Consider the following 26,601-nt stretch of genomic DNA (forward strand, 5'->3'; position numbering starts at 1 on the left):
GGCGGCATGTGATCAGCGCCCGGCTCGCCTCGTCACCCTAAGAAGGCAAGCTCTTGGCTCCTCACCGGCACCACCGGCTCCACCGGCTCATACCGGCGTCCGTCGCCCTGACGACCGTCTGTGCGGCATTGCCGACGTCTTCGGCATACGCGGCGGACACACCGCCCACCCCCCATCTGGACTCCATCGAGCGGTCGCTGCGCGAAACCTCGCCCGGCCTTGAGGGGTCGGTCTGGCAGCGCACCGACGGCAACCGCCTGGACGCCCCGGCGGACAACCCCTCCGGCTGGCTCCTGCAGACACCCGGCTGCTGGGGTGACGCCGGCTGCAAGGACCGCGTGGGCACCCGGCGACTGCTCGACAAGATGACCCGGAACATCGCCGAGGCCCGGCACACCGTGGACATCTCCTCGCTGGCCCCCTTCCCCAACGGCGGGTTCGAGGACGCCGTCGTCGCCGGTCTCAAGGCGTCCGTCAAGGAGGGACACTCCCCGCGGGTGCGCATCCTGGTCGGTGCCGCACCGGTCTACCACCTCAATGTGGTGCCGTCCCGCTACCGGGACGACCTGATCGACAAGCTCGGCGCGGCGGCCGGCAAGGTCACGCTCAACGTCGCCTCGATGACCACCTCCAAGACGTCGCTGTCCTGGAACCACTCCAAGCTCCTTGTGGTCGACGGGAAGACGGCCATCACGGGCGGGATCAACGGCTGGAAGGACGACTACCTCGACACCACCCACCCGGTGTCGGATGTGGACATGGCGCTCAGCGGGCCGGCCGCGCGCTCCGCGGGGAAGTACCTCGACACCCTCTGGGACTGGACCTGCCGGAATTCCGCCGACCCGGCCAAGGTCTGGCTCGCCACGTCGAACGGTTCCTCCTGCATGCCGTCGCTGGAGAAGGAGGAGGCGGGCTCCGCCCCCGCCGAGCCCACCGGTGAGGTCCCGGTCATCGCGGTCGGCGGGCTCGGCGTGGGCATCAAGGAATCCGATCCCTCCTCGGGGTACCACCCGGACCTGCCCACGGCCCCGGACACCAAGTGCACCGTGGGGCTGCACGACCACACCAACGCCGACCGCGACTACGACACGGTCAACCCCGAGGAGAACGCGCTGCGTTCCCTCATCGCGAGCGCGCGCAGCCACGTCGAGATCTCGCAGCAGGACCTCAACGGCACCTGCCCGCCGTTGCCGCGCTACGACATCCGGACCTACGACACCCTCGCGGGCAAGCTGGCCGCCGGGGTGAAGGTACGCATCGTCGTCAGCGATCCCGCCAACCGCGGAGCCGTCGGCAGCGGGGGCTACTCGCAGATCAAGTCCCTGGACGAGATCAGTGACACCCTCCGCAAGCGGCTCGTGGCGCTCACCGGCGACAGCGAGAAGGCGTCGCGGGCGATGTGCGGCAACCTGCAGCTCGCCCCGTTCCGCAGCTCCGCCAGTGGTAACTGGGCCGACGGCAAGCCGTACGCGCTGCACCACAAGCTGGTGTCCGTGGACGACTCGGCGTTCTACATCGGTTCCAAGAACCTCTACCCGGCCTGGCTGCAGGACTTCGGCTACATCGTCGAGAGCCCGGCCGCGGCGAAGCAGCTCAAGACCGAACTGCTCGACCCGGAGTGGAAGTACTCCCAGCAGGCGGCAACGACCCCGGCCGGGTGCCCGGCCGCGTAACGGGCTGACCCCGCGGGCGGGCAAGCCCCTTCGGCCCCGCCGGAATCCCGGGCGCCAACCGTGGCGAGCACTCACGAACGGCGAAGGCCATCCCCACCGCACGGTGGGGATGGCCTTCGCCGTCCCGCCCGCAGCGAGCGGGCCGGACGGTGCCGTCAGCGGCGCCGCACCAGCGGGAACGGCAGCGTCTCGCGGATCGACAGCCCCGTGAGGAACATGACCAGCCGGTCCACGCCGATGCCCAGACCGCCGGTCGGCGGCATCGCGTACTCCAGGGCCTGCAGGAAGTCCTCGTCCAGCTCCATCGCCTCCGGGTCACCGCCGGCCGCCAGCAGCGACTGGGCGGTGAGCCGCCGCCGCTGCTCCACCGGGTCGGTCAGCTCCGAGTAGGCGGTGCCCAGTTCGGTGCCGAACGCGACCAGGTCCCAGCGCTCGGCGAGCCGCGGGTCCCGCCGGTGCTGACGCGTCAGCGGCGAGACATCGGTGGGGAAGTCCTTGTAGAACGTGGGGAGCTCGGTCCGCTCCTCGACCAGCCGCTCGTACATCTCCAGCACGATGTCGCCCCGGCCCATCTCCGGCTTCACCGGCACCGACGAGGCAGCGCACAGCCGGCGCAGCGCCTCCGGTCCGGTGTCCGCGTCGACCTCCTCGCCGAGCGCCTCGGAGATCGCGCCGTAGACGGTCTTCACCGGCCAGATCCCCGAGATGTCGTGCTCGACCAGCCGGCCGCTCTTGTCCGCCTTACGGGCGGTGGCGCTGCCGAACGCGGCGATCGCCGCACCCTGGATCAGCTCCCGGGTCAGATCGAGCATCACGTCGTAGTCGGCGAACGCCTGGTACGCCTCCAGCATCGTGAACTCGGGGTTGTGCTTGTAGGAGATGCCCTCGTTGCGGAAGGTCCGCCCCATCTCGAAGACCTTCTCCATACCGCCCACGCACAGCCGCTTGAGATACAGCTCCGGCGCGATCCGCAGATACAGATCGAGGTCGTAGGCGTTGATATGGGTCTGGAACGGGCGGGCGTTGGCGCCGCCGTGGATCTGCTGCAGCATCGGCGTCTCGACTTCGAGATAGCCGCGCTCGATCAGACCCTGGCGCAGCGCCTGTACGGCCGTGCTGCGCGCCCGTACGTTGTCCCGGGAATCCGGCGAGACGACCAGGTCCACATACCGCTGGCGGACCTTGGCCTCCGGGTCGGACAGCCCGCGCCGCTTGTCCGGCAGCGGTCGCAGGCACTTGGCCGTCAGCCGCCACTGCGTCACGAACACCGTCAGCTCACCGCGGTCGCTGGTGCCGACCTCGCCCTCGGCCTCGACATGGTCACCGAGGTCGATGTCCGCACCGAAGCGTTCCAGCAGCTCCTTGCCGCTGCCCTCCCGCGTCAGCGCGATCTGCAGATCGCCCGACCAGTCCCGCAGCACCGCGAAGAGCACGCCACCGTGGTCGCGGGTGAGCAGCACCCGCCCGGCGATGCTGACGGTCTTGCCGGTCCGCGCGCCGGGCGCCAGGTCCGGGTGCTCGTCGCGGACCTGGCCCAGGGTGTGCGTACGCTCCACGCCCACCGGGTACGGGTCGGTGCCGGCCTCCCGCAGCCGCTCCAGCTTCCGGTGGCGCACCCGCACCTGCTCGGGCAGCGCGGCCAGTTCCCGCTCGCGCAGCTCCTCCTCGGTGGCCGGTCCGGTCTGCACCAGGCCGAGTTCGTCCAGCGACGGCAGGCCCGCGGTGCTCGCCGGGGCCAGCAGACGCTTCTTGTGGCCCTTGCCCCACAGCTTGCCCAGGCTCGGCACGGCCACGAAGCCCTCGGCGATACCGGAGGCCAGACCGATCCGGGCCAGCGCACCGGCGTCCGCGTAGCACAGGAACCGTGGATACCACTCCGGGTTGTACTTCGCGTTGGAACGGTAGAGGGCCTCCAGCTGCCACCACTTGGAGAAGAACAGCAGCAGCCGGCGCCAGAACTTCAGCACCGGTCCGGCGCCGATCCGGCCGCCCTCCTCGAAGGCGGACCGGAACACCGCGAAGTTCAGCGAGATCCGGCGCACGCCCATGGCACCGGCCTGCGCGCACAGCCGGGCCACCATGAACTCCATGACGCCGTTGGGCGCGGTGCGGTCACGGCGCATGACGTCCAGCGAAATGCCGTCCTTGCCCCACGGCACGAAGGACAGCAGCGCGATCATGTTGCCGTCGCCGTCGAACGCCTCGGCCAGCAGGCAGTCCCCGTCCTCCGGGTCGCCCAGCCGGTCCAGCGCCATCGAGAATCCGCGCTCGGTCTCGGTGTCCCGCCAGGCATCCGCCCGGTGGATGACCTCCTGCATCTCCTCGTCGGTCAGCGCGGAGTGGCGCCGTACGCGGAAGGTCGCGCCGGTCCGCTCGACGCGGTTGACGGCCTGGCGGGTCACCCGCATCTCCCGGCCGTCGAGGTCGAAGTCCTTCACATGCAAGATCGCCTCGTCGCCGAGCTGCAGCGCCCCGAGGCCGCTGCGGGCGAACGCCTTGGCGCCGCTCTCGCTGGCACCCATGACGGCGGGCTGCCAGCCGTACCGTCCGGCGACCTCCAGCCAGGCCTCGATGGCCTGCGTCCACGCCTCCCGGTCACCGACCGGGTCACCACTGGCCAGACAGACACCGGCCTCGACGCGGTAGGTGACGGCGGCCTTGCCGGTGCGGGAGAAGACCACGGCCTTGTCGCGGCGGGAGGCGAAGTAGCCCAGCGAGTCCTGGCTGCCGTAGCGGTCCAGCAGCGCCCGGATGCGGGCCTCTTCGTCGCCGTGCAGCGCGGCTTCCATGCGCTGCGAACGGAACAGGGTGGCCGCGGCGTTCAGCAGCGCCAGCGCCCCGAGCAGGCCGAGAACGGCGCTGGTCCAGTGCGGCGGATGGCCCTCGATCAGCCGGCCGCCGACCAGGCCGCCGCAGACGCGGTTGGCGGCCCACAGCAGCCGGTTGGCGGCGCCGGGCTCCAGGGTGCCGGGGGCCAGCGAGACCAGTCCCCAGCCGATCAGCACCGCCGCGGCGAGCCCGCCGATCAGCACCAGGATCGCGCGCAGGAACGCACCGCGCCGGGTGATCGCATAGAACTCGCGGTGCGAGACGAGCAGGAGCACCAGCGCACCGGCGCACAGCACCAGGGAGAAGGTGTACTCCCAGTACCTCTCGACCAGGAACAGCGCATCCGCGAGGGTGACCAGCACCATGTAGGTCACCACGAACCACAGTGCCACCTGCTTGCGGGCGGTCATCGCCGCGGCCAGCAGGAAGAGGAACACCGCGTAGGCGAAGTTCGGCACCACCGGGATGGTGAGCGTGTCCAGCCAGTAGATCACCGGGTGGAATCCACGTCGGAGGGGCCCGATCAGCGCCATCAGGGCACAGAAGAGCCCCAACACGCTGAAGATGATGGCGAAGCCATTGGGGACGCGGCGCCGGAAGCGCTGCCACCCCGTGAGTTGATCCTGGTCCTGCACGGTGCTCATTCCGTCACATTAGGCTTGGAAAGGGTTCAGCTGCTCGCCGCGCGGCGCTGGTTCTCTGCCACGGGGATCAGCCGTCATTCCAGTCTCCGATCCCGATGGCCCTGTTGTCTTCCCCCCGTAGGGAGGGTGCGGTGACCTCTACGGGGTCACTCATGTGGACCTTGCCACAAACCGGCCCCATGTCCGAGTCGGTGCAACTCCGGCCGATGGTGAACTTCAGGGCATAGTCGTGGGCGAAGTAGCGGCCGCCCCCGGAGTCCACGCCGTCGAGATCCGCCCGCAGCGTGACCTCGGTACCCGGCTTCCAGGGCCGCGCGGGCCGCCAGTCCACCCGGTCGCCGCCGCCGCGGTCCCGTCCCCAGTCCCACGACCCGGCCATCCGGCTGTCGGTGGTGACGCTGAGCCGCCGCTCGACCGCGGCCCGGTCGGCCACCGGGAAGTTGAAGAAGATCGTGAGGGGCCGGTCGGCGCCGGCCACCGCGCCCGGCGAGCGGGGATCGAGCATCAGCGTGTTGAGCTTGGCCGCGTTCGCGGTGGTCAGCGACTCCTTGGCCGCACCGACACCGCCCTGTGCGTCCCTGGTCCTGGCGACGACGGAGTACTTGGTGCCCGGTGCGGTTTTCGCCCTGGACGTCCAACTGGTCCCGCCGCGGCCGAGCCCGCCGGGTACCGGCCGCCCCATGGGGTCGGTGACGGACACCTCGGTCAGGATGCCGCCTTCCGCGGTCACCTGGAGACGGTCGCCGGCCTGCACGGTCCTGGCCCCGCTCGCCGCGCCCAGCGCCACCTGCACCGGATCGCCCTGAGGGCCCGCCTCGCCGTTGCCCCCGCACCCGGTGAGCGCGCCCATTCCGATCACCGGGACCAGCGCGAGTGCGACCCGCTGCGACCGGGAGGCCCGCCGGCGGCGGGAGGGGGGCTGGCTCATGTCGGGTGCTTCCGTCTGTGGTGCGGGGAGGGCGGCGGTGCGGGGAGGGGCGGTGGTGCGGGGGCGGGGCGGCATCGTCGGCCGCTAAGACGAGGGATCGCCACACTTCGTTGCAGGGAGTGATGTGATCCACGGCACAGTGGCCGACGGGGCGTGGTGGCGCGGGGGTGGCGGACCGGTACCCCGCGCTTGCGGTGATATGGGCGATTGATTCCGTACGGGCCGGTCGGTGGCAGGCGAGGGGCGGTCGGCGGCGACCGGTCGGTGGTGGACGCGTCCGCTCCGTCCGGCCCGCGGCGGGCTTTCCGGTCCCGGGGCGGCCCCCTGTCCGCCGTGCCCCGCAAGCGCCCGCCCGGGACTCCGCGGTGACCCGCAGTGATCACCTGATCGGAGCACCCGGAGGAGAACCTGACATACCCCGAAATACGCCAAACTGGCCACCCCTTGCTGCCCGTTCGGGCGGCGGTTGAGGAGGTGTGCGTCCCATGGCCATTTCCATCTCGGTCGTACTGCTGCTGGTGATCCTGACCGTGATCTTCCTGCGCAGCGGCAAGCTCAAGATCTCGCACGCCCTGGTGTGCGCGCTGCTCGGCTTCTACCTGGCGAACAGCAGCCTCGCGCCGGACATCCACCAGGGGCTCTCCGGCGCCGCGGACGTGGTGAGCAGTGTGCGTCCGTGACGGTGGCGGCCTGCGACCGGGCGCCGCCGGCGGCTGCCCGGGCGCTCACCTTGCGGAGAACACCCCGATCGCATTGGCCACCGGCCGCTCCGCCCCGCCCGACGGATGGTTGCGGACCGTGGCCCCGTACCTGTCGCCGGTGACCAGCGTCGACGACCCGCCACCGTCCAGATCCATCGCGTCCCGCGCCCCCAACTCCACCATCAGGTCCGCCAGTTCGCGCACCGTCAGGCCGGTCTGGCCGGGGGCCCCGTCCAGCGCCATGAGATACAGCAGCCGCCCGCCGTCCCCGGTCCCCGCTGACGTACGCACCGCCACCGCGACGGTGTCCAGACCGGCCACCGGCTCGTCGTCCCGCACGATCGGGAAACCGCCCACCGCGAACCGCAGGGGGACGGGCCCGCGGCCGACGAGGCGGGAGACGAGATGCACCGGCTCACCGAGCTCCAGAGCGCGCAGCTGCCGCGCCCCTTCCTCCCGGCCCACCAGCACCACGCTGCCCCCGGGCACCCCGCCGCTGCCCGGGACGTCCTCCACCGCCGCCACCCGGCCGTGCCGGACGGTCACCTCCGTGGTGTCCCTGCTGCACGGCGCCGCCCGGTCGGTGTCCGTGCCGCAGGTGGCGCGCATCCGGGACACCGTCCCCCACTGCGGGGTGTAGGCGCCGATACCGCCGACCGGCAGGGCGTACTGGTTGAGCCCGCGCAGCGGCAGCGCTCCCTCGGCGGTCAGCACCGCGCCGCGCAGCGTGAGCCGGTCCAGCCGGGCCCGGTGGTCGTAGCCGACGCCGATGACGTCCTCGGTTGTCGCGCCCGGCGGCATGACCGGCCCGAACCGCTGGCCGTCGGGCACCGCGCCCTTCAGCTGCCGCCCCGAGGCCACCGCCGGGCCGACCGAGGCGCCGGTCGCCGCCACGCCCGGATGCTGGGTTTCGGTGATATTGAAGAAGTCGCCGTTGACGGCCCCCACCGCGCCGCGATCGGCCGCCAGCAGGGACACCGGCGCCCGCGCGCCGACCGCCCCCGGGTACAGCAGATCGACCGACACCCGCGGATCGGCCAGGTCGACCGTCAGCAGATGCCCGTGCACGATGCCGCGCGGCACCGTCATCCGGAATTCGCCGTAGGCCACACCGGGTGCCACCGGCCGGACGGAAGAGCGGCGGAGAGCGCTGTCCGCGGCGGTGGCCCGTGCCCCGCCCGCCATCCCTCCGCCGGCCAGCACCCCCCACGCCACCAGCACCGTCAGCACCGCGTGCACTCGACCGAATCGCCGTTTCACGATCCCCCCTGACGTCGTGTCAACTGTGCCGGGTGCCGGAGGCGTTCACCATGACCCGGAGATGTCATCAATCCGTACACCCGCAAAACGGCCGTCGTGTCGCCGGGCGGCGTCGCCGCCGCGGGCCGCACCGCGCCGACCCGGACACCCCGGAGGGCGTGCCACGGCCCGCCCGCGTCATCCGACGCCCCGCCAGGAGGCTTCGTTGACCAGCATCAGATAGCGCGCCCAGTCCCAGAACTCACCCGGGTCGGTGTGGTCGGTGCCGGGCACCTCGACATGGCCGATGATGTGCTCGCGGTCCTTGGGGATCCGGTAGCGGTCACAGATGGCGGCGGTGAGCCGGGCGGACTGCTCGTAGAGCGGGTCGGTGAACCACGTCGGGTCGTCGATCCAGCCCTCGTGCTCGATGCCGATGCTGCGGGTGTTGTAGTCCCAGTTCCCGGCGTGCCAGGCGACATCCCGTTCCCTGACGCACTGGGCGAGCTTGCCGTCGGCGGACCGTACGAGATAGTGCGCGGCCGCTTTGTGCCGGGGGTCCTGGAACAGCTTGAGGGTGTCCGCGTAGGTCTCCTGGGTCACATGCACCACGACCCTCTCGACCGGGTACTGCGCCGGGCGGTCGGCGGCGGTGAAGTTGGACGGGCTGGCCGGAACCCACTTGTGCGGAGGGTAGGCGCCGCCGCCCGGAGCCGGCCGGTGCGCGGCGGCACCGGCCCCGGCCGCGGTGAGGGGAACGAGTGCGGCGGATGCGGCGAGCGCGGCCGCACCGGTGAGCAGGCGACGGCGGTCCGGGCGGCGGTGGTCGGGCTCCATGTGAACTCCTGACAGGGACCGTGGGGGCATGGTCGCGTACATGTCACACACCTGCGGTGCGTTCATGATGCGCAACAGGGCACGCCCTGCCAAGGGAATGGCCGCTTTGCCAATGGCTCGACCAAAGGCAGGAACGGCGCAGGTCAGGAGAGGGAGATACCTGATCGGACGTCACCCGGGTGCCGCGCCCCCGGCCCTGACGGCCGAACGCGGGCGTGGCACCCGGACCGAGGTCCTGCCGGTCAGTGACCGATCTCTACGTCCTCCAGGATGCCCAGTGCGTCCGGCACCAGCACCGCCGCCGAATAGTAGGCGCTGACCAGGTAATTGATGACGGCCTGGTCATTGATCCCCATGAAGCGCACCGACAACCCGGGCCGGTACTCGTCCGGGATGCCGGTCTGGTGCAGCCCCACCACGCCCTGGTTCTCCTCGCCCACCCGCAGCGCCAGGATCGAGCTGGTCTGGTCCGGGGTGATGGGGATCTTGTTGCAGGGCAGCAGCGGGATGCCCCGCCAGGCGCGGACGGCCGTGCCCTCGCACTCCGCCGTGGTGGGGTAGATCCCCCGGGCGTTCCACTCCCGGCCGATCGCCGCGATGGTGCGCGGATGCGCCAGCAGGAACTGGGTCTTACGGCGCCGGGAGATCAGGTCGTCGAGGTCGTCGGGGGTGGGCGGGCCGGTGCGGGTGTGGATGCGCTGCTTGAGGTCGGCGTTGTGCAGCAGGCCGAAGCCGGGGTTGTTGATCATCTCGTGTTCCTGGCGCTCGCGCAGCGCCTCCACGGTCAGCCGCAGCTGCTGGTCCAGCTGGTTCATCGGGTCGTTGTAGAGATCGGCCACCCGCGAGTGCACCTTCAGCACCGTCTGGGCCACGCTGAGCTCGTACTCCCGCGGTGCCAGGTCGTAGTCGACGAAGGTGCCCGGCAGGGCCGGTTCGCCGACATGGCCCGCGGTCAGTTCGATGGCCGCCTCACCGTGCTTGTTCTGCGCGGGGACCAGCGCCTCGCGGAACTCCTCCAGGTGGCTGCGCAGCGACTCCGACCGGTCCAGCACCTCTTCGAGGTCGCTGCGGTAGAGGGTCAGCGCGGTCACCCGGGTCACCGCCCGCACGGAGTGCTCCCACTCCGCGTCCGGGGTCAGCAGCGCCGCGGCGCCCAGGGCGTCACCGTCGGCCAGCACGCCCAGGACCGTCTCGTCGCCGTATTTGCCGGCCCCGATGCGGTCGAGCTTGCCGTGGGCGATCAGGATGACCCGGTCCGTGGGCGCGCCCGTCCGGGCCAGCACCTCACCGGGCGCGAACTCCCGCTGGACGAAGCGGTCCGCCAGCGCCTGAAGCGTCGCGGCGTCGGTGTACCCGCGCAGCGGCGCCAGCTCCCGCAACTCCGCCGGGATCACCCGGACTTCGGAGCCGGTCGAGGTGAACTCCACCCGGCCGTCACCGAGGGTGTGGGTAAGGCGGCGGTTGACGCGGTACGTACCGCCGGAGACCTGCGTCCAGGGCAGGATGCGCAGCAGCCAGCGGGAGGAGATCCCCTGCATCTGCGGCACGGTCTTGGTCGTGGTCGCCAGCTTGCGGGCGGCCGCGGTGTCCAGGCTGGATCGGCTCTGGCTCGGCTCGACCGGGGACTGCTGCGGGCCGGACGTCGGATCCACCGATGTGGTCATGAAGAAAGCTCACCTGTTCTTGTCGGTGCGGGCGGTGCGGGGGTGTGGGCGCCGCCTGGGCGTGCGAGGCGTGTGTGCGGTACTTGCGCGTGCGTACGGCCGGCGCGGCCGGGCGGGGATCGGGCCGCTCTCGGGCGCGCCGTGACCTTCCGCGGGCCGGTCAGTGTCCGATCTGTACGTCGTCGAGCACACCCAGCGCATCCGGCACGAGAATGGCCGCCGAGTAGTAGGCACTGACCAGATACTTGAGAACGGCCCGGTCGTCGAGGCCCATATAACGCACCGAGAGGCTCGGCTCGTATTCATCAGGAATTCCGGTCTGGTGCAGGCCCACAACTCCCTGCTTTTCCTCGCCGGTGCGCAGCAGCAGGATCGAACTCGTCCGTTCCTTCGTCACCGGAATCTTGTTGCACGGGAAAATCGGCACCCCGCGCCAGGACGGCAGCGAATGCCCCATGAAATCGACCGCGGTCGGATACAGGCCGCGGGCACTGCACTCCCGCCCGATCGCGGCGATGGTGAGGGGATGGGCGAGCAGGAAGCCCGGGTCCTTCCACACCGTCGCCAGCAGGTCGTCGAGGTCGTCGGGGGTGGGCGGGCCGGTGCGGGTGTGGATGCGCTGCTTGAGGTCGGCGTTGTGCAGCAGACCGAAGCCGGGGTTGTTGATCATCTCGTGTTCCTGGCGCTCGCGCAGCGCCTGGACGGTCAGCTTCAGCTGCTCCTCGACCTGGTTCATCGGGTCGCTGTAGAGGTCGCCGACCCGGCTGTGGGCGCGCAACACCGTCTGCGCGACGCTGAGTTCGTACTCCCGCGGCGTCAGGTCGTAGTCGACGAAGGTGCCGGGGAGGGACGGCTCGCCGTGGTGCCCCGAGGCGACGGAGACCGCCGATTCCCCCGTGGCGTTCGTCGGCTGTGCGGCGCCCTGCCCGGCCTCCGCCAGATGGTCGCGCAGCCCGGGGGAGCGGTCGACGATCTCCGCCACGGCCTGCCGGGGCAGCGCCATCACGGTCACCCGGGTCACCGCGCGGTAGCTGAACTCCCAGGTCCCCTCGGGGTCGGTGAGCGGCGCGTCACCGAGGTGATCGCCGCCGGCCAGCGCTTCGAGCACCGCCTCTTCGCCGTATTTGCCGGTACCGATACGGTCCACCCGGCCGTGGGCGATCAGCACCAGCCGGTCGCCCGGCGAACCGGCCTCGGCGATCAGTTCACCGGGTGCGTAGTCCTGCTGGGTGAACCGCTCGCCGAGCGCGGCCAGTACCTCGGTATCGGTGAATTCCCGCAGCGCCGGCAGCTCGCGCAGCTCGTCGGGGATGATCGCGACGTCACTGCCGCTGATATCGAAATCGATGCGCCCGTCGCCGAGGGTGTACGTCAGTCGGCGGTTCACCCGGTAGGTGCCACCGGACACCTGCACCCAGGGCAGCAGCCGCAGCAGCCAGCGGGAAGTGATGCCCTGCATCTGCGGCGCGGTCTTGGTGGTGGTCGCCAGATTCCGCGCGGCGGTGGTGCTCAGACTGGAATTCTGGGCTTCTTCCACACTGCCGGGCAGCGATTCGTCGGCAATCGTCACAATGCCACCTGTCTCTTCGGAGGGCGCGATGCGGACCGCCTCCGAAACCCCCTTTCACGGGAGTTCCGCGGCAGCCCGCCGAACCGAAGGTAGTGGTGCTGTTTTTATCGGCACAATCGCTCGATGGGGTGGCATGGAATTCTCGTTCCATGGATAGGTTTAGCGGGTTCAATTCCGGGGAGGGTGTGCCGGGGTGCAGGAGGGGAGTGGATCGTCCAGCACGGCCTGCAGCGCCGCATGCGCCGCCCCCAGCAGCGGTCCGTCCGCGCCCAGGCGGGACACCGTCACCAACGGCCCGCCGGCCCGCCCGGGATCCGTCGCGACGGCCGTCCGCAGCGCCAACTCCCGCTCCAGGGACGGCAGGATCCAGGGCGCCAGCCCGGCCAGCGCGCCCCCGAGGACCACCGCCCGTGGATCGAGCAGATTCACCGCCCCGGCGAGCGCGATACCGAGCGCCGTCCCCGCCTCGTGCAGCGCCCGCACGACGGCCGGGTCCCCGTCGGCGGCACGGCGCGCCAGCAGGCCGATACGGGCACCCGGTCCCGGATGAGCGGCCGCCGCCCGCCCGGGGACAAATCCGCCCGCGCGCAGCACGGCCTCCTCCCCGGCGTACTGCTCCAGACAGCCCCGGCCGCCGCAGCCGCACACCGGGCCGTCCGGATACACCGGCACATGCCCCAACTCGCCCGCGAACCCCCGTGCCCCCCGCAGCAGTTGCCCGTCCACGACGACCGCGGCACCGATACCGATCTCCGCCGACACATGCACGAAGTCCGGGGGCGGACCCGGCCGTCCGTCGCCCCCGCCCAGCCGCAGTTCGGCCAGCGCACCGAGGTTGGCCTCGTTCTCGACGGTGAGCGGGAGGGCCGGACAGGCGTCCCACGGGGCCGTCGCCCCGGCGAGCCCCGGTGCGAGATCGGCGGCCCGCCAGCCGAGGTTGGGGGCGTGCACCACGGTCGTCGCACCACGGGCCACCAGCCCGGGTACGGCCACCGTGAGCCCGGCCGGCCGCAGCCCCTCGGCGGCGATGGAGTCGGTCACCTCCGAGAGCAGTGCGGACAGCCGCCGCAGCACCGGCCCGGGAGTGCTGTGCCGGTTCGCCGCATCGGCCGCCACCCGGGCCCGGACCCGCCCGCGCAGATCGACCGCGCACACCGCCAGATGATCGACGCCTATCTCGGCACCGATCCCGGCCGGGCCGCGGTCGCTGACCACCAGTTCACCGCCCGGCCGGCCCCGGCTGCCGGTGGCCGCCCGCCCCGCCTCCACCAGCAGGCCCGCCCGCAGCAGCTCGTCGACCAGGGGAGCCACTCCCGCCCGGGTCAGTCCGATCCGCGCCGCGACCGCCGGCCGAGAGAGCGGCCCCTGCGCGGCCACGGTCTGCAGCACCCGGGCAAGATTGCGCCGCCGGATGCCGTGCTGGGTGTCGCCGCCGGGCGCGGTCACGGGGTCTCCTCGGGGTGAGGTCGGGGTGAGGTCGGGGTGAGGCCGGGGGCGCGGGCGGAGCGCGGTCCGGGAGCGCGGTCCCTCCCGGCGTACGACTGCGGTGGTGCGGTCACCCTCGCAGCAGCGCCTCGCCGTCGGCGAGCGTCGCCGCCAGACGGTCCCAGGCGGCGCCGTCCCGCGGCTGCGCCTCGTACTCCGCGCCGCGTGCCGTCCCCCAACGCCGGGCCACCGCCGCCGGGTCCTCCTCCAGCAGCAGCCCGGCGGCCTGCGCCGCCGCGCCGAGCGCCACCAGCTCCTGCGCCTGGGGCACCATCACCGGGCGGCCCGACATCCGGCGGACGGTCTCCCGCCAGGCCCTGCCCTTCGCCCCGCCGCCGATCAGCAGCAGCGGCGTATCGGGCGCGGCATCCGCGTCCGTCACCCGGTCCAGGGCCTGCAGCAGCGCGAACACCGCGCCGTCGTAGGCCGCCTGGAGCAGTTGACCGGCAGTGGTGTCGTGCCGCAGCCCGTGGACCAGGCCCGAGGCGCCCGGCAGGTTCGGGGTGCGCTCACCGTCGAGGAACGGCAGCATCACCACCTCGCCGCCCCCTTCCACGGCCTCCCGGTCGCGCCCCAGCAGCGCCGCCACCCGGTCCACGGCGAGGGTGCAGTTCAGGGTGCAGGCCAGCGGAAGCCAGTCGCCGCGGGCATCGGCGAAGCCCGCCACGGTGCCGGTCGGATCGGCGGGCCGGTGCGTGGAGACCGCATAGACCGTCCCCGAGGTGCCCAGGCTCAGCACCGGCTGCCCGGGACGCAGTCCCAGCCCGAGCGCGGCCGCCATGTTGTCTCCGGTCCCGGCGGCCACCAATGCGCCGTGGGGCAGCGGCAGATCATCGGCGTGCACCGTCCCGGCGGCCTCGCCCGGGAGCGCCACCCGCGGCAGCATCTCGGGGGACAGCCCGGCACGTTCCAGGATCTCCGGGTCGTAGGACTCGGTGGACGACGCCCACCAGCCCGTCCCGGACGCATCGCCGCGGTCGGTGACGGCCTCGCCGGTCAGGCGCTGGGTGAGGTAGTCGTGCGGCAGCCGTACCGCGGCGGTGGCGGCGGCCGCGGCCGGCTCTTGCTCCCGCAGCCAGGCCCACTTGGCCACCGTGAACGCCGGCCCCGGCACGCTCCCCACCCGCTCGGCCCAGGCCCGCGCGCCGCCCAGCTCCGCGATCAGCCGCTCGCTCTGCGGCGCCGGCCGGACGTCGTTCCACAGCATGGCGGGACGCACCGGCGCACCGGCCGCGTCCAGGGTGACCAGCCCGTGCTGCTGTCCGCCGACGGACACCGCCGAGGCCTGCCGCGCCGCGTCGCCGCACTGCGCCAGCGCCTCGCCCAGCGCCCGCCACCACTGTGCGGGATCGCTCTCCTTGCCGTCGCCGCCGCCGACCGTGTGCGGCGCCTGGCCCCGGGCGACGACCGCACCGGTCGCCGCATCCACGACCAGCGCCTTGGTGGACTGTGTCGAGCTGTCCACCCCGACGACCAGCGGTCCCGCTGACTGTGCGCCCATCGTGCACTCTCTCCCTCGGCGGCTCTGCTCCACGGCCTGGGGCCAGGGGGTTCCCCGGCGTGCTGCCGCATATTAGTTTGGCCGCGGCGTAATTTGTAAAGTGCGTTGACGAAATGACGGGAGCCGCGATGAGCCACCAGCCCGTGCCCGAGGACAAGTTCAGTTTCGGCCTGTGGACCGTCGGCTGGCAGGGCCGCGACCCGTTCGGGGACGCCACCCGCCGCGCCCTGGACCCCGTCGAATCGGTCCACCGTCTCGCCGGCCTCGGCGCGTGGGGCGTCACCTTCCACGACGACGATCTGATCCCGTTCGGCGCCGGGGACATCGAGCGCCGGACGGCCGTCGAACGCTTCCGGCAGGCGCTGGACGCCACCGGCCTGGTCGTGCCGATGGCCACCACCAACCTCTTCACCCACCCCGTCTTCAAGGACGGCGCCTTCACCGCCAACGACCGCGACGTCCGCCGCTACGCCTTGCGCAAGACGCTCCGCAACATCGACCTCGCCGCCGAGCTGGGCGCCCGCACCTATGTCGCCTGGGGCGGAAGGGAGGGCGCGGAGTCCGGCGCGGCCAAGGACGTACGGGCCGCCCTGGACCGGATGAAGGAGGCGTTCGATCTCCTCGGCCAGTACGTCGTCGAGCAGGGCTACGACCTGCGGTTCGCCATCGAACCCAAGCCCAACGAGCCGCGCGGCGACATCCTGCTGCCCACCGTCGGCCACGCCCTCGCCTTCATCGAGCGGCTGGAGCGCCCGGAGCTCTACGGCGTCAACCCCGAGGTGGGGCACGAGCAGATGGCCGGGCTGAACTTCCCGCACGGCATTGCCCAGGCGCTATGGGCGGGCAAGCTCTTCCACATCGACCTCAACGGCCAGAGCGGGATCAAGTACGACCAGGACCTGCGCTTCGGCGCGGGCGATCTGAGGTCCGCGTTCTGGCTGGTCGACCTGCTGGAGACGGCCGGATACGACGGGCCGCGGCACTTCGACTTCAAGCCGCCGCGCACCGAGGACCTGGACGGCGTCTGGACCTCGGCGGCCGGCTGTATGCGCAACTATCTGATCCTCAGGGAGCGCGCCGCGGCCTTCCGGGCCGACCCGGCCGTCCAGGACGCGCTGCACGCCGCGCGCCTCGACCAGTTGGGCCGGCCCACCGCCGAGGACGGCCTCGCCGGGCTGCTCGCCGACGGCACCGCCTACGAGACCTTCGATGTCGAGGCAGCGGCCGCCCGCGGGATGGCCTTCGAGCATCTGGACCAGCTGGCGCTGGAGCACCTGCTGGGGACCATCTGAGAGGGCAATAAGCGAGTCTTGAATCGTTATGGGTTGGTCAGAACGTGTGGGGTTGGTGGGTTTGGCTCGTCGGCGGGGTTGGCCGTGGCGGGCTGGTGTGGTGGGTGGGCGCAAGCCGTACAGGACCGACCTGACCGATGCCGGGGGGACGGTGATCGAGCCGTAGATCGCCGCGTGGAAGGCGCAGCATCCGTCGGTCAGCGGCCATCAGGGGCGTTACGAGTTGCGCGAGATCCTCAATGCGCTGCGGTACCGGAACCGGACCGGCTGCCAGTGGGAGCTTTTGCCGTACGACCTGCCGCCGACCGGTGCGGTGCGCTACTCCTTCGATGTCTGGAAGCGCGACGGCCTGGACAGGCGAATCAATGATGTGCTGCGGATGATGGTGCGCGAGAGGGCCGGGCGCTCGGCCGATCCGAGGTCACCGATTTCGAGCTGGACCCCTTGACGTTCACTGCAGCATCCTCAGCGCTGAACCGATAGGCGCTCAGGATGCTGACCGCAAGTTCGTCAGCGGCGACCGCCGGGCCCGAACCGGGGCTGACCGGCGCGTGCCCTGAATCACCCCGGTGATCAGTCGTTGGGTACGATCGATCTGAATTGTGAATTCGAAGTCAGGTGTGCTCTTCCGGACGCTGGAGGTTCCGTGGCCAAGGGCTACTGGGTCAGTGCCTACCGCACCATTTCAGACCCTGAGAAGCTGGCTGCCTACAACAAGTTGGCCGGTCCGGCCGTCCAGGCCGGGGGCGGGCGGCTCCTCGTCCGTGGCGGTCGGGTCGTCGCACACGACGCTGGAATCGCCGAGCGCACTGTCCTGATCGAGTTCGACAGCTTTGAACAGGCCCTCGCGGCACACGAGAGTGAGGCCTACCAGGAGGCGCTGGTCGCTCTCTCCGACGGTGTCGAGCGCGACTTCCGCATCATCGAAGGCATCGACTGACCCGGGGGCCCAGTCGGCGACCTGCCCGGCGTCCAGCAGGAACGACGGCCGCTGCGCGCCCGTGACCTGTGCCTGGCGCTCGATCTCCCGGCGCTGCCCAAGCACGTCGAAGGCACCCGGCCCCGCCCGTCCGGCCGGGCCCGACGCGCCGGCGCCTCAGCCGAACAGCTTGCGCACAAAGGCGATTTCGGCCGCCCGCTGCTCGCCGCCGCCTCCCTCGTGGGCATTGAACCGCCACACCTTCAGCTCCTTCTCGCCCGCGTAGTGGTGGTACGCGGCGAAGCCGGTGGACGGCGGCACCACGTCGTCACGCAGTGCCGTGCCGAAGAGCGCCGGGGCGGTGGCCCGGACCGCGAAGTTCAGGCCGTCGAAGTGGTCCAGGGTGTGCAGTGCGGTGTCGATGTGGCCGCGGGCACCCGCGAAGTAGCGGGTGAGCTCGCCGTACGGTCCGCTATCCGTGATCTCGACGGCCCGGCGGATATGGGTCAGGAACGGCACATCGATCAACGCGCCCGCCAGACCGGGGACCAGCCCCGCCGCCGCCAGGGCGGCGGCACCCCCCTGGCTGCCGCCGGCGACCACGATCCGGTCGGTGTCCACCGCCTCGTGTCCCCTCGCCGCCTCCACGGCCCGTACCGCGTCGGTGAACAGCCGCCGGTAGTAGTAGTCCTCGGGATCGAGCAGCCCCTGGGTCATCTTGCCGGGCACGCCCGGATTGCCGGAGCCGACCGGATCGGGGGTGTCACCCGGCCGGTTGGGGCCGCTCTGCCCACGGGTGTCCATGACGAACGTGGCGTACCCCGCGGAAGGCCACAGCAGCCAGTCGTGCACCATCCCCCGGCCGCCGCCGTAACCGAGGTACTGCACGATGCACGGCAGCGGCCCGTCGGCGGCGCGCGGGAAGAGGAACCAGCCGCGGATCCGGTGCCCGCCGAAGCCGGAGAACGTCACGTCATGGGTGCGCAGCAGCGCAAGCCCCGCATCGACCTCGGTGAAGCGTGCATCGAGGTCATGGGCACGGGCTTCGTCGAGGGTGCGCTGCCAGAAGGTCTCAAAACCGGCCGGCTCGGGGCGCGGCGGGCGGTAGCTGTGCAGCTCGTCCAGGGGCAGGTCGGTGAACACGAGAAACCTCCGAGCCGTAGGGTGGCTTGCTGCCTGTCGCCAACGGTGCCCACGAGCCGGATAATTCAGACGCCGAATGTTCCAGGTTGGTCACCGAGTCCCTGAATCCCGAGTGAAGAAGCGATCCTTTCCACCATGACCTTTCCTCCGCCTCCGCCGCCGAACCAGCCGAATCAGCCGCCCCACGGCAACCCGGGCGGCTACGGCCCACCGGCCGGTGGCTACGGCCCGGGCGGTCAGGGCCAGGGCGGTTACGGCCCGGGCGGTTACGGCCCGCCCGCGGGCGGCAACCAGCCCCCCGGCGGCTTCGGCCCGCCCGCGGGCGGCTACGGCCCTCCGGGCCCGGGCGGCCCCGGGGGCCCCGGCGGTTGGCAGCAGCCGCCCGGCCCGCCCGGCGGCGGCGGCAACGGCAAGACCATCGCGGCGATCATCGGCGGTGGTGCGGTCGTGCTGGCCGCCGTCATCACCGTCATCGTGGTCAACAACAGCGACGGCGGTGGCAGCAACAACCGTGCCCAGCCGCCCGGTCCGAGCATCAGCGCCACACCGTCCGAGAGCGCGTCCGCGACGCCCTCCTACGACCCCACCCCCGCCGGGACGCCCACCGACAGCGACTTCGAGAGCAGTACGCCGACGCCCGACGACGGCAAGATCCCGTTCTATCTGCTGACGGTCGGCGACTGCTACGACCGCCTACCAGGCGGTGGCGGCAACAACGACAAGGCCTCCTGCAACGGCCCGCACGACGCGGAGGTCGTCACCACCCACCGCCTCGCAGCCGGCCTGACGACCGAAGCCGACATCAGGGCCAAGGCGTCCTCGCTGTGCCGCAACGAGCTGGAGCGCAAGGCGGCCCGGCAGCCCGCCGGGACCGCCGAGGGCACCTTCATCCAGTACCCCACGCTCGACGGCTACAAGATCGGCATCAAAACCGTCAGCTGCAGCCTGGCGGGCAACAGCACCGCCACGAAGAAGCTCACCAAGCCGCTTTCCTGAGCCGGACGGGCAGCGCAACCGCAGTCATCGGCTCCCTGTCGCCCATGGGGCGGACCGCTTGTCCACGGGGCGGCCCTGATCGTCGAACACATCAGGGCCGTCCGTCATCCCGGAGCCGGAACCGGAGCGGGAACCGGAGCGGGAACCGTCGCCGGAGTCGTTGACATCGACATTGACGTTGACGAGCGTGGTGCCCCGCGGCCGCTCAGCGATCGATGCGCTTGCCCGCCGCGCCGGTGTCCGTGACCTCGCCGACCTCGGCGGCGGCCGGATCCAGCACCCGCGCCAGGAACGTCCTGGTCCGCTCGTGCCGAGGGGTGCCCACCACCTGCTCGGGAGTGCCCTGCTCGACGATCACCCCGCCGTCCATGAACACCACCCGGTCGGCGACCTCCCGCGCAAAGCTCATCTCATGGGTGACGACGAGCATCGTCATGCCCTCCTGAGCCAGTCCCCGCATCACCGCCAGCACATCGCCGACCAGCTCCGGGTCCAGCGCCGAGGTCGGCTCGTCGAAGAGCATCAGCTCCGGGTCCATGGACAGCGCCCGGGCGATGGCCACCCGCTGTTGCTGCCCGCCGGACAACTGCGCCGGATAGGCAGCCGCCTTGTCACTGAGCCCGACCCGTTCGAGGTTGGCGCGGGCGATCCGCTCCGCCTCGGTGCGGTCGCGGCGCAGCACCCGCCGCTGGGCAATCGTCAGATTCTCCAGCGCGGTCAGATGCGGAAAGAGGTTGAAGGCCTGGAAGACCATCCCGATCCGCTGCCGGACCCGGTCGATGTCCACGTCCGGGTCGGTCACCTCGGTGCCGGCCACCACGACCCGACCGGCGCTCGGCTCCTCCAGCAGATTCACACAGCGCAGCAAGGTCGACTTCCCGGACCCCGAGGGCCCGATGACGCACACCACCTCACCGCGCGCCACCGAGAAGTCGATCCCGCGCAGCACCTCCAGCTCACCGAACGCCTTGCGCAGGCCCTGTACATCGATGGCCTGTGTGTCTGCCGTCTCCGGTGCCGCCTGGTCGGTCGTCACGCCGCTCACCTGGCCTTCGCCGTACGGGCCTCCAGCCGACGGACCAGTTGGCCGAGCGGGAGGGTGATCACGAGATAGAGCAGTCCGGCGATCAGGATGGGGGTCAGGCTCTTGTGCTCATTGAGCGCATCGCGCCCGAAGTTGGCCAGCTCGAACTGGGTGAGGGAGAGCCCCAGCAGGTACACCAGCGACGAATCCTTGGTCAGCAGGATCAATTCATTGGTCAGCGGTGGCAGCACGATGCGGAACGCCTGCGGAATGACGATCGAGACCATCGCCCGGCCGTGCGACATCCCCAGGGAACGCGCCGCCTCCGTCTGCCCCTTGGGCACCGCCTGAATACCGGCCCGGATGGTCTCCGCCATATACGCCGCGCCCACCAGCCCGAGCGACAGCATGACCGTGACGTTCATATCGAGCGCGACCTCGAAGGCCAGCGGCACACCGAAGCCGAGCGCGATGAACACCAGCAGACAGGGGATCCCGCGGAAGAACTCGATATAGGTGACCGCGATCCAGCGGTAGGGCGGCACCGAGGAGAGGCGCATCAGGGCGAGCACCAGCCCCAGCGCCAGACCGAACCCGAAGCCGAGCAGGGTGTAGAGGACGGTATTCACCAGCGCCGTGGTGATGATGTCCGGGAACAGCGCCTTTGCGACCTCTACGTCGAAGAACGCCATCCGCAGCTGATGCCAGTCGGCGATGAGCGCGAAGACCACCACGGCGAGGACCAGGACGCCGTACTGCACACCGCGGATCACCCGGGCGCGCTGTCGTTTCGACAAAGACATGACGGCTGGCCTCAGCTCTGCGGGGTGGTGCCGAACCACTTCTTGTAGATCCGGTCGTACGTCCCGTCCGATTTCGCCTTCTTGATCGCCGCGTTGATCTTCTTCCGCAGTGCGTCATTTCCGGTGCGCACACCGATGCCGTAGTGCTCTCCGGTATTGAATTCCGCGGTGACCTTGGTGTCCGGGTTCTGCTTCACATAGTCGAAGAGCACACCGTTGTCATTGATGCCGGCATCGACCTGGCCGGACTTCACGGCGGTCAGCAGCAGTCCCAGATCCTCGAACTCCACCAGTTCGACGCCCTTGCCGTGCTTCTTGGCGTAGATCCCGCCGGTGGTGGCCTTCTGGTAACCGAGCTTCTTGCCCTTGAGGTCCTCGACCTTCTTGACGGGCTTGCCCTTCTTCGTCAGCAGCGCCTGCGTGGCATTGAAATACGGATCGGAGAAATCCATGACCTTGTCCCGCGCGGAGGTGATCGTCATGCCGGCGGCGGCCAGATCGCATTTGCGGATGGTGAAGTCCTGGCCGGTCTCGATGCCTTCGAAGGGGGTGTTGACGATCTCCTGTTTGACGCCCAGATCCTTGGCGACCAGGTCCACCAGATCCACATCGAACCCGACGACCTTGCCATCCTTCTTCACCTGGAACGGCGCGTAGGGAAGGTGGGTGCAGGTTTTCAAGGTCCCGGAGGAGACCAGTTCCAGACCGCCGGACCCCTTCTTCCCGTCGGACTTGGTGCTGCTGCACCCCGCCAGAACGGCGACGGCCGCGGCAACGGCTATGACAGGCAACGCGGAGCGAGCGGACACAGGCCCTCCAGGGGCAGGATGAACATCAACCAAGCCGTGCGTGCTGCGATGTGGCTGCATCCTGCCACCGGGCCGGGGCTCTGTCGCCGCTGCGTCGGTTGCGTCTGTGTAACGCCTTCGGCCCGCATCCGGGGCCGTGAACGGGCGGCCGGGCCCGCCCCCGGCCGCCGCTCACGGGCCCGTGCTGCCGCTCCCGGGCCGGCCGTCCTTCAGCGGCCGAGTCCGGCCGCCAGCTCGGCGATGGCGTCCGGACCCACCCGGCAGCAGCCGCCGATGAGCCGGGCGCCGTCCGCGGCCCAAGCGGCGACCCGGTCCGCGCTGAACGCCGCCTCGCCGTACCAGGCCCGCGCCCCGGCATCCCAGCTCTCCCCGCTGTTGGGGTAGACCACCACCGGCTTGCCGGTGACCTGCGCCGCCAGCCGTACCGCCCGGTCCGCATCCTCCGGCGCGCAGCAGTTCACCCCCACCGCGATCACCTCGTCGGCCTCGGCGGCCACCGCGAACGCCTCCGTCAGCGGCTGTCCGGCCCGGGTACGGTCCCCCGCGACGCTGTACGACAGATAGGCCGGCACACCCAGCCCGCGCACCGCCCGCAGCAGCGCCCGGGCCTCCTCGGCATCGGGCACCGTCTCCAGCGCCAGCACATCGGGCCGCGCCGCGGCCAGCACCTCAAGACGCGGCCGGTGGAAACGCTCCAGCTCGTCCACCGACAGGCCGTACCGGCCGCGGTACTCGGAGCCGTCCGCCAGCATCGCCCCGTACGGGCCCGCCGACGCGGCCACATACAGCGGCCCGGCAACCCCGCCGGACAGCGCCCGCCCGGCCGCCTCACGGGCCAGCTCCACACTCCGGCCGAGCAGCGCCGCGGCCCGCTCCTCGCCGATACCGCGCCGCGCGAACCCCTCGAACGTCGCCTGATAGCTGGAGGTGATCGCGACCTGCGCCCCGGCTTCGTAGTACGCCAGATGCGCCTGTACCACCGCCTCCGGCTCCTCGGCCAGCAGCCGGGCCGACCACAGCGCGTCGCCGAGGTCGTGACCGGCGGCCTCCAGTTGATTGGACAGCCCGCCGTCGAGGACGAGCGGCCCCGCGGTGAGGGCGTCGGTGAGCGGCGGGGACGTGCTGACCATGGTGCAAAGCCTCTCGGTGCTGCGGGACGCGCGGGTGCTCACGCCTCACCCCGGATCGTAACGCCGACCGGTGACAACGCCCCTGGCCGCAGGGGTGCGCCGGGTGTGCGACGACGTGCGGCACGGCGCGCCGGCCGCCGTGGCACGGCGGCCGGCGCAGGGCCGGTGCGGGGCCGGTGCACGGTCGGCGCGGGCGTCAGTGCAGCGACGAGAACACGAACGAGAACCGTGCCGGCGCCACCTCCAACCGGTGCTGCGGCAGCACCCCCGGCCCGCACGACCGGCTGCCGATGCCGTGCTGCGCATGGTCGAGATGGAGCCACAGGTCCTCGCCGGGCCGCAGATCCGTGGTGTGGCGGGCCGCGGCCAGCTCCTCGGCCGACCATCGGCGGGCGGTGAGGAAGAAGTCCGGATCGCCCTCGATCCGCAGGCCAGAGCCGTCCGACCGGGTCAGCTCCGCCCAGCGCACACCGGGCCGCGCACCGTTCTCCTGCGGCCGCACATACGGCGTCTGCAGGGCATCCACCGGCATCGACCAGCGGCCGACCCGCGCGGCCGCCCGGGTGTCCGGATAGCCTTCGCCCGGCCCGCCGCCGAACCACTCCGCCAGGCCCAGGCTGCCGCACACCCGCATCCGCACCCCGAGCCGCGGCAACGGAACCGGCCAGTCACCCTCGGGATCGACGCTCAACTCCAGCCGCAGCAGGTCCCGTTGTGCCGTCCAGCGGTAGACCGCGCGCAGCGCCAGCGGCGACCCGGCCGGGGCGACCCGGGTCCGTACCACCACGGTGTCCGGGCCGGTCTCGACGGCATCGACGCGGTGCCGCATCCGGTGCAGGCCGATCCGCCGCCACTCGGTGGCCGGCCGCGGCCCCGGCTGCCAGGGCGCGGCCTCGTCGTTGTCGGTCGGCGCCCGCCAGACATCCAGCCGGGGGCCGCCGATCCGGACGCCGTCCAGATAGGCCAGCTCCCCCGTGCCCGCGTCGAAGGTCCCCGGGCCGAGGACGATCACATTGCCCTCACCGCGGCGCGGCGCGGCGGTGGCCGCCGGGGGAGTGGCGGCGGGGCGCGGGGCGGCCGGCAGCTGACCCCAGGCGATCTCGTGCCCGGCGGAGGCCCATGCGCAGTCCTCGTCCAGCACGGCCCGGACCATCCAGAGTGCCTCGCCCTCGCCGCCCTCGCCGCCCTCGCCGCCCTCGTCGTCCGGCGGCGCCGGCAGCTTCACCACGGCCGACTCGCCGGGCCCCAACGGCGGCACCGTGAGCCGGCCGTGACCGCGCAGCTCACCGTCCACTTCGTAGCCCCAGTGGAAGCCGAGGTGGCCCAGGCCGGTGAAGTCGTACAGATTGGTGATCCGGACCGCGCCCGCCGTGCCGTCCTCGTCGGTCCCAGTCCCAGTCCCGGTCCCGGTCCCGGTCGCGTCGGTCCCGGCCTCGATCCGTACCGGTTCGACGACCTTCTTGAACTCCAGCAGCCCCGGAGAGGGTGTCCGGTCGGGGAAGACCAGGCCGTCGCAGACGAAGTTCCCGTCGTGCAGCTCCTCGCCGAAGTCTCCGCCATAGGCGTGGAACACCTCACCGGCGGGCGTCTGCTGCCGCAGCCCGTGGTCGATCCACTCCCAGACGAAACCGCCCTGGCAGCGTTCATAGCGCTCGAACAGCCGTTGGTACTCGCTCAGCCCGCCCGGTCCGTTTCCCATGGCATGTGCGTACTCACAGAGGAGGAAGGGGAGTTGACGCCGCCGGGCGTCCAGATCCGCATCGGACAGCGGCGCCTCGGCGCGCCGCCCGATGCGCTCCACCTCGGCGTGGTCGGCATACATCCGGGAGTAGACATCGGTGTCGGCACAGCTGGGGTCGCCCTCGTAGTGCAGGGGCCGGGACGGATCGCGCTCGCGCATCCAGGCGGCCATGGCGGACAGCCCGCGCCCCGTACCGCACTCGTTTCCCAGCGACCACAGCACGAGGGAGGGGTGGTTCTTGTCCCGCTCGACCATCCGCCGGGCCCGGTCGAGCAAGGCCGGCTCCCAGCGCTCGTCATCCACCGGATTGTCCCGCCAGCCCTGCCCGCCGAACCCGTGGGTCTCCAGATCGCACTCCTCGACGACCCACAGGCCCAACTCGTCACACAGATCGAGGAAGGCGGGGTGCGGCGGATAGTGGCTGGTGCGCACCGCGTTGACGTGGTGCTGCTTCATCAGCAGCAGATCGCGGCGCATCGTCTCGGGGCCGACGGCCCGTCCGTAGCGCGGATGGAACTCGTGGCGGTTGACGCCGCGCAGCAGGATCCGGCGTCCGTTGACCTTCAGCAGCCCGTCCTCGACGCGGACCGTACGGAATCCGATGCGGAGCGGGATCCGTTCACCGGAGGTCACCAGTTCCCCGTCGTAGAGGTGCGGCGTTTCGGCCGTCCAGGCGCGTACCGGCACCGTCGCGCTCTGTCCGGTCGCCAGATCGAGGCCGAGCGCCGGGACCGTCACCCGGCCTTCCGGCTCGGACTCCACCCGCAGGGTGCCGTGGCCCGTGACGTGATCGAACCCGGCGTGGACGAAGTGGTCGGCGACCGATCCCTCGGGACGGCGGTGGAGCGAGACGTCCCGGAAGATGCCGGGCAGCCACCACTGGTCCTGGTCCTCCAGATAGCTGCCCGATGACCACTGGTGGACGCGTACCGCCAGCACATTGCCGCGCGGCAGCAGCAGCGGCCCGACCTCGAATTCATGCGGCAGCCGGCTGCCCTTGAAGTGGCCCAGTTCCTGGCCGTTGAGCCAGACCCGGGCGCAGGACTCCACCCCGGCGAAGTGCAGGACCGCGGGGCCCTCACCCCACCCCTCGGGCAGATCGAAGACCTGCCGGTGATCGCCCGTCGGGTTCTCGTCCGGCACCCGCGGCGGATCGACCGGGAAGGGGTAGGCGGTGTTGGTGTATACGGGTGCCCCGATCGGCTGCGCGGTGCCGCTGCCCTCGTAGGAGCCTTCGGAAGGGAAGCGTCCCTGGAGCACCCAGTGGCCGGGCACCCGAAGCTCCGGCCAGTGCGCATCGTCGAAGTCAGAGCGGGCGAACGAGTCGTCCTCGGTGGTGGCGCTCGCCGAGAGCCGGAACCGCCAGCGGCCGTGCAGCGAGAGGCGGGCGGTATCCGACCTCGGGTACCAGGCGCGCGGCGGCAGGACCCCGCTCCCCGGTGAGCGGTCCTCGTAGTACGGGGAGTGCCGGTGGTGGCCGGGGCGGTGCGGTGTGCTGTCCGTCCCGGCAGCGTTCCGGGGTGGCGGTGCGTCGGCGGTCCGGGGTGGTGGTGCGTCCGCGTTCCGGGGCGGCGGTCCGTCGGCGGTCCGGGGTGGCGGTCCGTACGGCGGGTGGTGCGGCGCGTGCGGCGAGGTGCCGGTCACTGGTCCTCCTGCTGCGGGCGACGTGCCTG

General features: G+C 71.4%; 20 protein-coding genes. 6 read left to right on the forward strand and 14 right to left on the reverse strand.

The genetic code is table 11. From position 1 onward, the window contains the following. The first annotated feature begins 53 nt into the window (after positions 1-53). Entirely contained in the window at positions 54-1,673 is a 1,620-nt protein-coding gene (locus tag ACF088_RS13775) for a phospholipase (protein ID WP_392375898.1), read from the forward strand. A 155-nt stretch (positions 1,674-1,828) separates the two neighbouring features. Here ACF088_RS13775 and lysX read toward each other — a convergent pair whose 3' ends face one another. Beyond that, the gene (lysX, locus tag ACF088_RS13780; RefSeq protein WP_392375900.1) at positions 1,829-5,146 is read right to left on the reverse strand and encodes a bifunctional lysylphosphatidylglycerol synthetase/lysine--tRNA ligase LysX; all 3,318 of its coding nucleotides are present in this window, start codon (positions 5,144-5,146) and stop codon (positions 1,829-1,831) included. A gap of 67 nt (positions 5,147-5,213) precedes the next feature. Then, positions 5,214-6,074 carry an Ig-like domain-containing protein gene (locus tag ACF088_RS13785; protein ID WP_392375901.1) on the reverse strand — a complete coding sequence of 287 codons (861 nt, stop codon included), beginning with the start codon at positions 6,072-6,074 and terminating at the stop codon, positions 5,214-5,216. Between the two features lie 485 nt (positions 6,075-6,559). Here ACF088_RS13785 and ACF088_RS13790 point away from each other — a divergent pair, with 485 nt between their 5' ends. Next, entirely contained in the window at positions 6,560-6,754 is a 195-nt protein-coding gene (locus ACF088_RS13790) for a hypothetical protein (RefSeq protein ID WP_030088015.1), read from the forward strand. A gap of 45 nt (positions 6,755-6,799) precedes the next feature. Here ACF088_RS13790 and ACF088_RS13795 read toward each other — a convergent pair whose 3' ends face one another. The 6 genes from ACF088_RS13795 to xylB form a co-directional block, all read right to left on the reverse strand. Further along, positions 6,800-8,014, reverse strand: coding sequence for a phosphodiester glycosidase family protein (locus ACF088_RS13795; protein ID WP_392376023.1), 1,215 nt, complete (start codon positions 8,012-8,014; stop codon positions 6,800-6,802). Between the two features lie 198 nt (positions 8,015-8,212). Beyond that, positions 8,213-8,851: an N-acetylmuramoyl-L-alanine amidase gene (locus tag ACF088_RS13800; RefSeq protein WP_392375903.1), complete on the reverse strand. Its 639-nt coding sequence runs from the start codon at positions 8,849-8,851 to the stop codon at positions 8,213-8,215. 242 nt (positions 8,852-9,093) lie between these two features. Beyond that, entirely contained in the window at positions 9,094-10,515 is a 1,422-nt protein-coding gene (locus ACF088_RS13805) for a family 2B encapsulin nanocompartment shell protein (protein ID WP_392375904.1), read from the reverse strand. A gap of 160 nt (positions 10,516-10,675) precedes the next feature. Beyond that, positions 10,676-12,088: a family 2B encapsulin nanocompartment shell protein gene (locus ACF088_RS13810; protein ID WP_392376024.1), complete on the reverse strand. Its 1,413-nt coding sequence runs from the start codon at positions 12,086-12,088 to the stop codon at positions 10,676-10,678. Positions 12,089-12,253: 165 nt separating this feature from the next. Further along, positions 12,254-13,531 (reverse strand): ROK family protein, encoded by a 1,278-nt coding sequence (locus tag ACF088_RS13815; protein ID WP_392375906.1) that lies wholly within the window; start codon positions 13,529-13,531, stop codon positions 12,254-12,256. Positions 13,532-13,640: 109 nt separating this feature from the next. Then, complete coding sequence (gene xylB, locus ACF088_RS13820; RefSeq protein ID WP_392375907.1) at positions 13,641-15,071, reverse strand: xylulokinase; 1,431 nt, start codon at positions 15,069-15,071, stop codon at positions 13,641-13,643. Positions 15,072-15,199: 128 nt separating this feature from the next. On the opposite strand from xylB, the gene xylA reads away from it, so the two are divergent. The 3 genes from xylA (at position 15,200) to ACF088_RS13835 (ending at position 17,303) form a co-directional block, all read left to right on the forward strand. Continuing rightward, positions 15,200-16,363, forward strand: coding sequence for a xylose isomerase (gene xylA, locus ACF088_RS13825; RefSeq protein ID WP_392375908.1), 1,164 nt, complete (start codon positions 15,200-15,202; stop codon positions 16,361-16,363). A 166-nt stretch (positions 16,364-16,529) separates the two neighbouring features. Continuing rightward, positions 16,530-16,811: a transposase gene (locus ACF088_RS13830; RefSeq protein ID WP_392376025.1), complete on the forward strand. Its 282-nt coding sequence runs from the start codon at positions 16,530-16,532 to the stop codon at positions 16,809-16,811. Positions 16,812-17,009: 198 nt separating this feature from the next. Next, a complete protein-coding gene (locus ACF088_RS13835) occupies positions 17,010-17,303 on the forward strand; it encodes a DUF1330 domain-containing protein (RefSeq protein ID WP_392375909.1) in 294 nt (97 codons plus the stop codon). 156 nt (positions 17,304-17,459) lie between these two features. Here ACF088_RS13835 and ACF088_RS13840 read toward each other — a convergent pair whose 3' ends face one another. Then, positions 17,460-18,425, reverse strand: a complete 966-nt coding sequence (locus ACF088_RS13840) for an acetylxylan esterase (RefSeq protein WP_392375911.1) — start codon at positions 18,423-18,425, stop codon at positions 17,460-17,462. A 135-nt stretch (positions 18,426-18,560) separates the two neighbouring features. On the opposite strand from ACF088_RS13840, the gene ACF088_RS13845 reads away from it, so the two are divergent. Continuing rightward, positions 18,561-19,421 (forward strand): hypothetical protein, encoded by an 861-nt coding sequence (locus tag ACF088_RS13845; protein WP_392375912.1) that lies wholly within the window; start codon positions 18,561-18,563, stop codon positions 19,419-19,421. A gap of 205 nt (positions 19,422-19,626) precedes the next feature. On the opposite strand, the gene ACF088_RS13850 is transcribed toward ACF088_RS13845, so the two are convergent. From ACF088_RS13850 to ACF088_RS13870, 5 genes are all read right to left on the reverse strand, one after another. After that, positions 19,627-20,466 (reverse strand): amino acid ABC transporter ATP-binding protein, encoded by an 840-nt coding sequence (locus ACF088_RS13850; RefSeq protein ID WP_392375913.1) that lies wholly within the window; start codon positions 20,464-20,466, stop codon positions 19,627-19,629. Continuing rightward, positions 20,463-21,248 carry an amino acid ABC transporter permease gene (locus tag ACF088_RS13855; RefSeq protein ID WP_093491212.1) on the reverse strand — a complete coding sequence of 262 codons (786 nt, stop codon included), beginning with the start codon at positions 21,246-21,248 and terminating at the stop codon, positions 20,463-20,465. Before ACF088_RS13855 ends, ACF088_RS13850 begins: the two co-directional genes overlap by 4 nt. A gap of 11 nt (positions 21,249-21,259) precedes the next feature. Beyond that, positions 21,260-22,057, reverse strand: coding sequence for a basic amino acid ABC transporter substrate-binding protein (locus tag ACF088_RS13860; RefSeq protein ID WP_392375914.1), 798 nt, complete (start codon positions 22,055-22,057; stop codon positions 21,260-21,262). Positions 22,058-22,266: 209 nt separating this feature from the next. Next, entirely contained in the window at positions 22,267-23,187 is a 921-nt protein-coding gene (mmuM, locus tag ACF088_RS13865) for a homocysteine S-methyltransferase (protein ID WP_392375915.1), read from the reverse strand. 196 nt (positions 23,188-23,383) lie between these two features. Further along, the gene (locus tag ACF088_RS13870) at positions 23,384-26,572 is read right to left on the reverse strand and encodes a glycoside hydrolase family 2 TIM barrel-domain containing protein (protein ID WP_392375916.1); all 3,189 of its coding nucleotides are present in this window, start codon (positions 26,570-26,572) and stop codon (positions 23,384-23,386) included. Positions 26,573-26,601 lie beyond the last annotated feature (29 nt).

This window comes from Streptomyces sp. NPDC015125 (assembly GCF_043080045.1).
GTDB lineage: Bacteria > Actinomycetota > Actinomycetes > Streptomycetales > Streptomycetaceae > Streptomyces.

Bases quoted from the DNA above. Each gene is read 5' to 3' on its own strand.
- lysX (WP_392375900.1), bottom strand. From the start codon at position 5,146: ATGAGCACCGTGCAGGACCAGGATCAACTCACGGGGTGGCAGCGCTTC.
- ACF088_RS13785 (WP_392375901.1), bottom strand. From the start codon at position 6,074: ATGAGCCAGCCCCCCTCCCGCCGCCGGCGGGCCTCCCGGTCGCAGCGG.
- ACF088_RS13790 (WP_030088015.1), top strand. From the start codon at position 6,560: ATGGCCATTTCCATCTCGGTCGTACTGCTGCTGGTGATCCTGACCGTG.
- ACF088_RS13800 (WP_392375903.1), bottom strand. From the start codon at position 8,851: ATGGAGCCCGACCACCGCCGCCCGGACCGCCGTCGCCTGCTCACCGGT.
- ACF088_RS13805 (WP_392375904.1), bottom strand. From the start codon at position 10,515: ATGACCACATCGGTGGATCCGACGTCCGGCCCGCAGCAGTCCCCGGTC.
- xylB (WP_392375907.1), bottom strand. From the start codon at position 15,071: ATGGGCGCACAGTCAGCGGGACCGCTGGTCGTCGGGGTGGACAGCTCG.
- xylA (WP_392375908.1), top strand. From the start codon at position 15,200: ATGAGCCACCAGCCCGTGCCCGAGGACAAGTTCAGTTTCGGCCTGTGG.
- ACF088_RS13845 (WP_392375912.1), top strand. From the start codon at position 18,561: ATGACCTTTCCTCCGCCTCCGCCGCCGAACCAGCCGAATCAGCCGCCC.
- ACF088_RS13855 (WP_093491212.1), bottom strand. From the start codon at position 21,248: ATGTCTTTGTCGAAACGACAGCGCGCCCGGGTGATCCGCGGTGTGCAG.
- mmuM (WP_392375915.1), bottom strand. From the start codon at position 23,187: ATGGTCAGCACGTCCCCGCCGCTCACCGACGCCCTCACCGCGGGGCCG.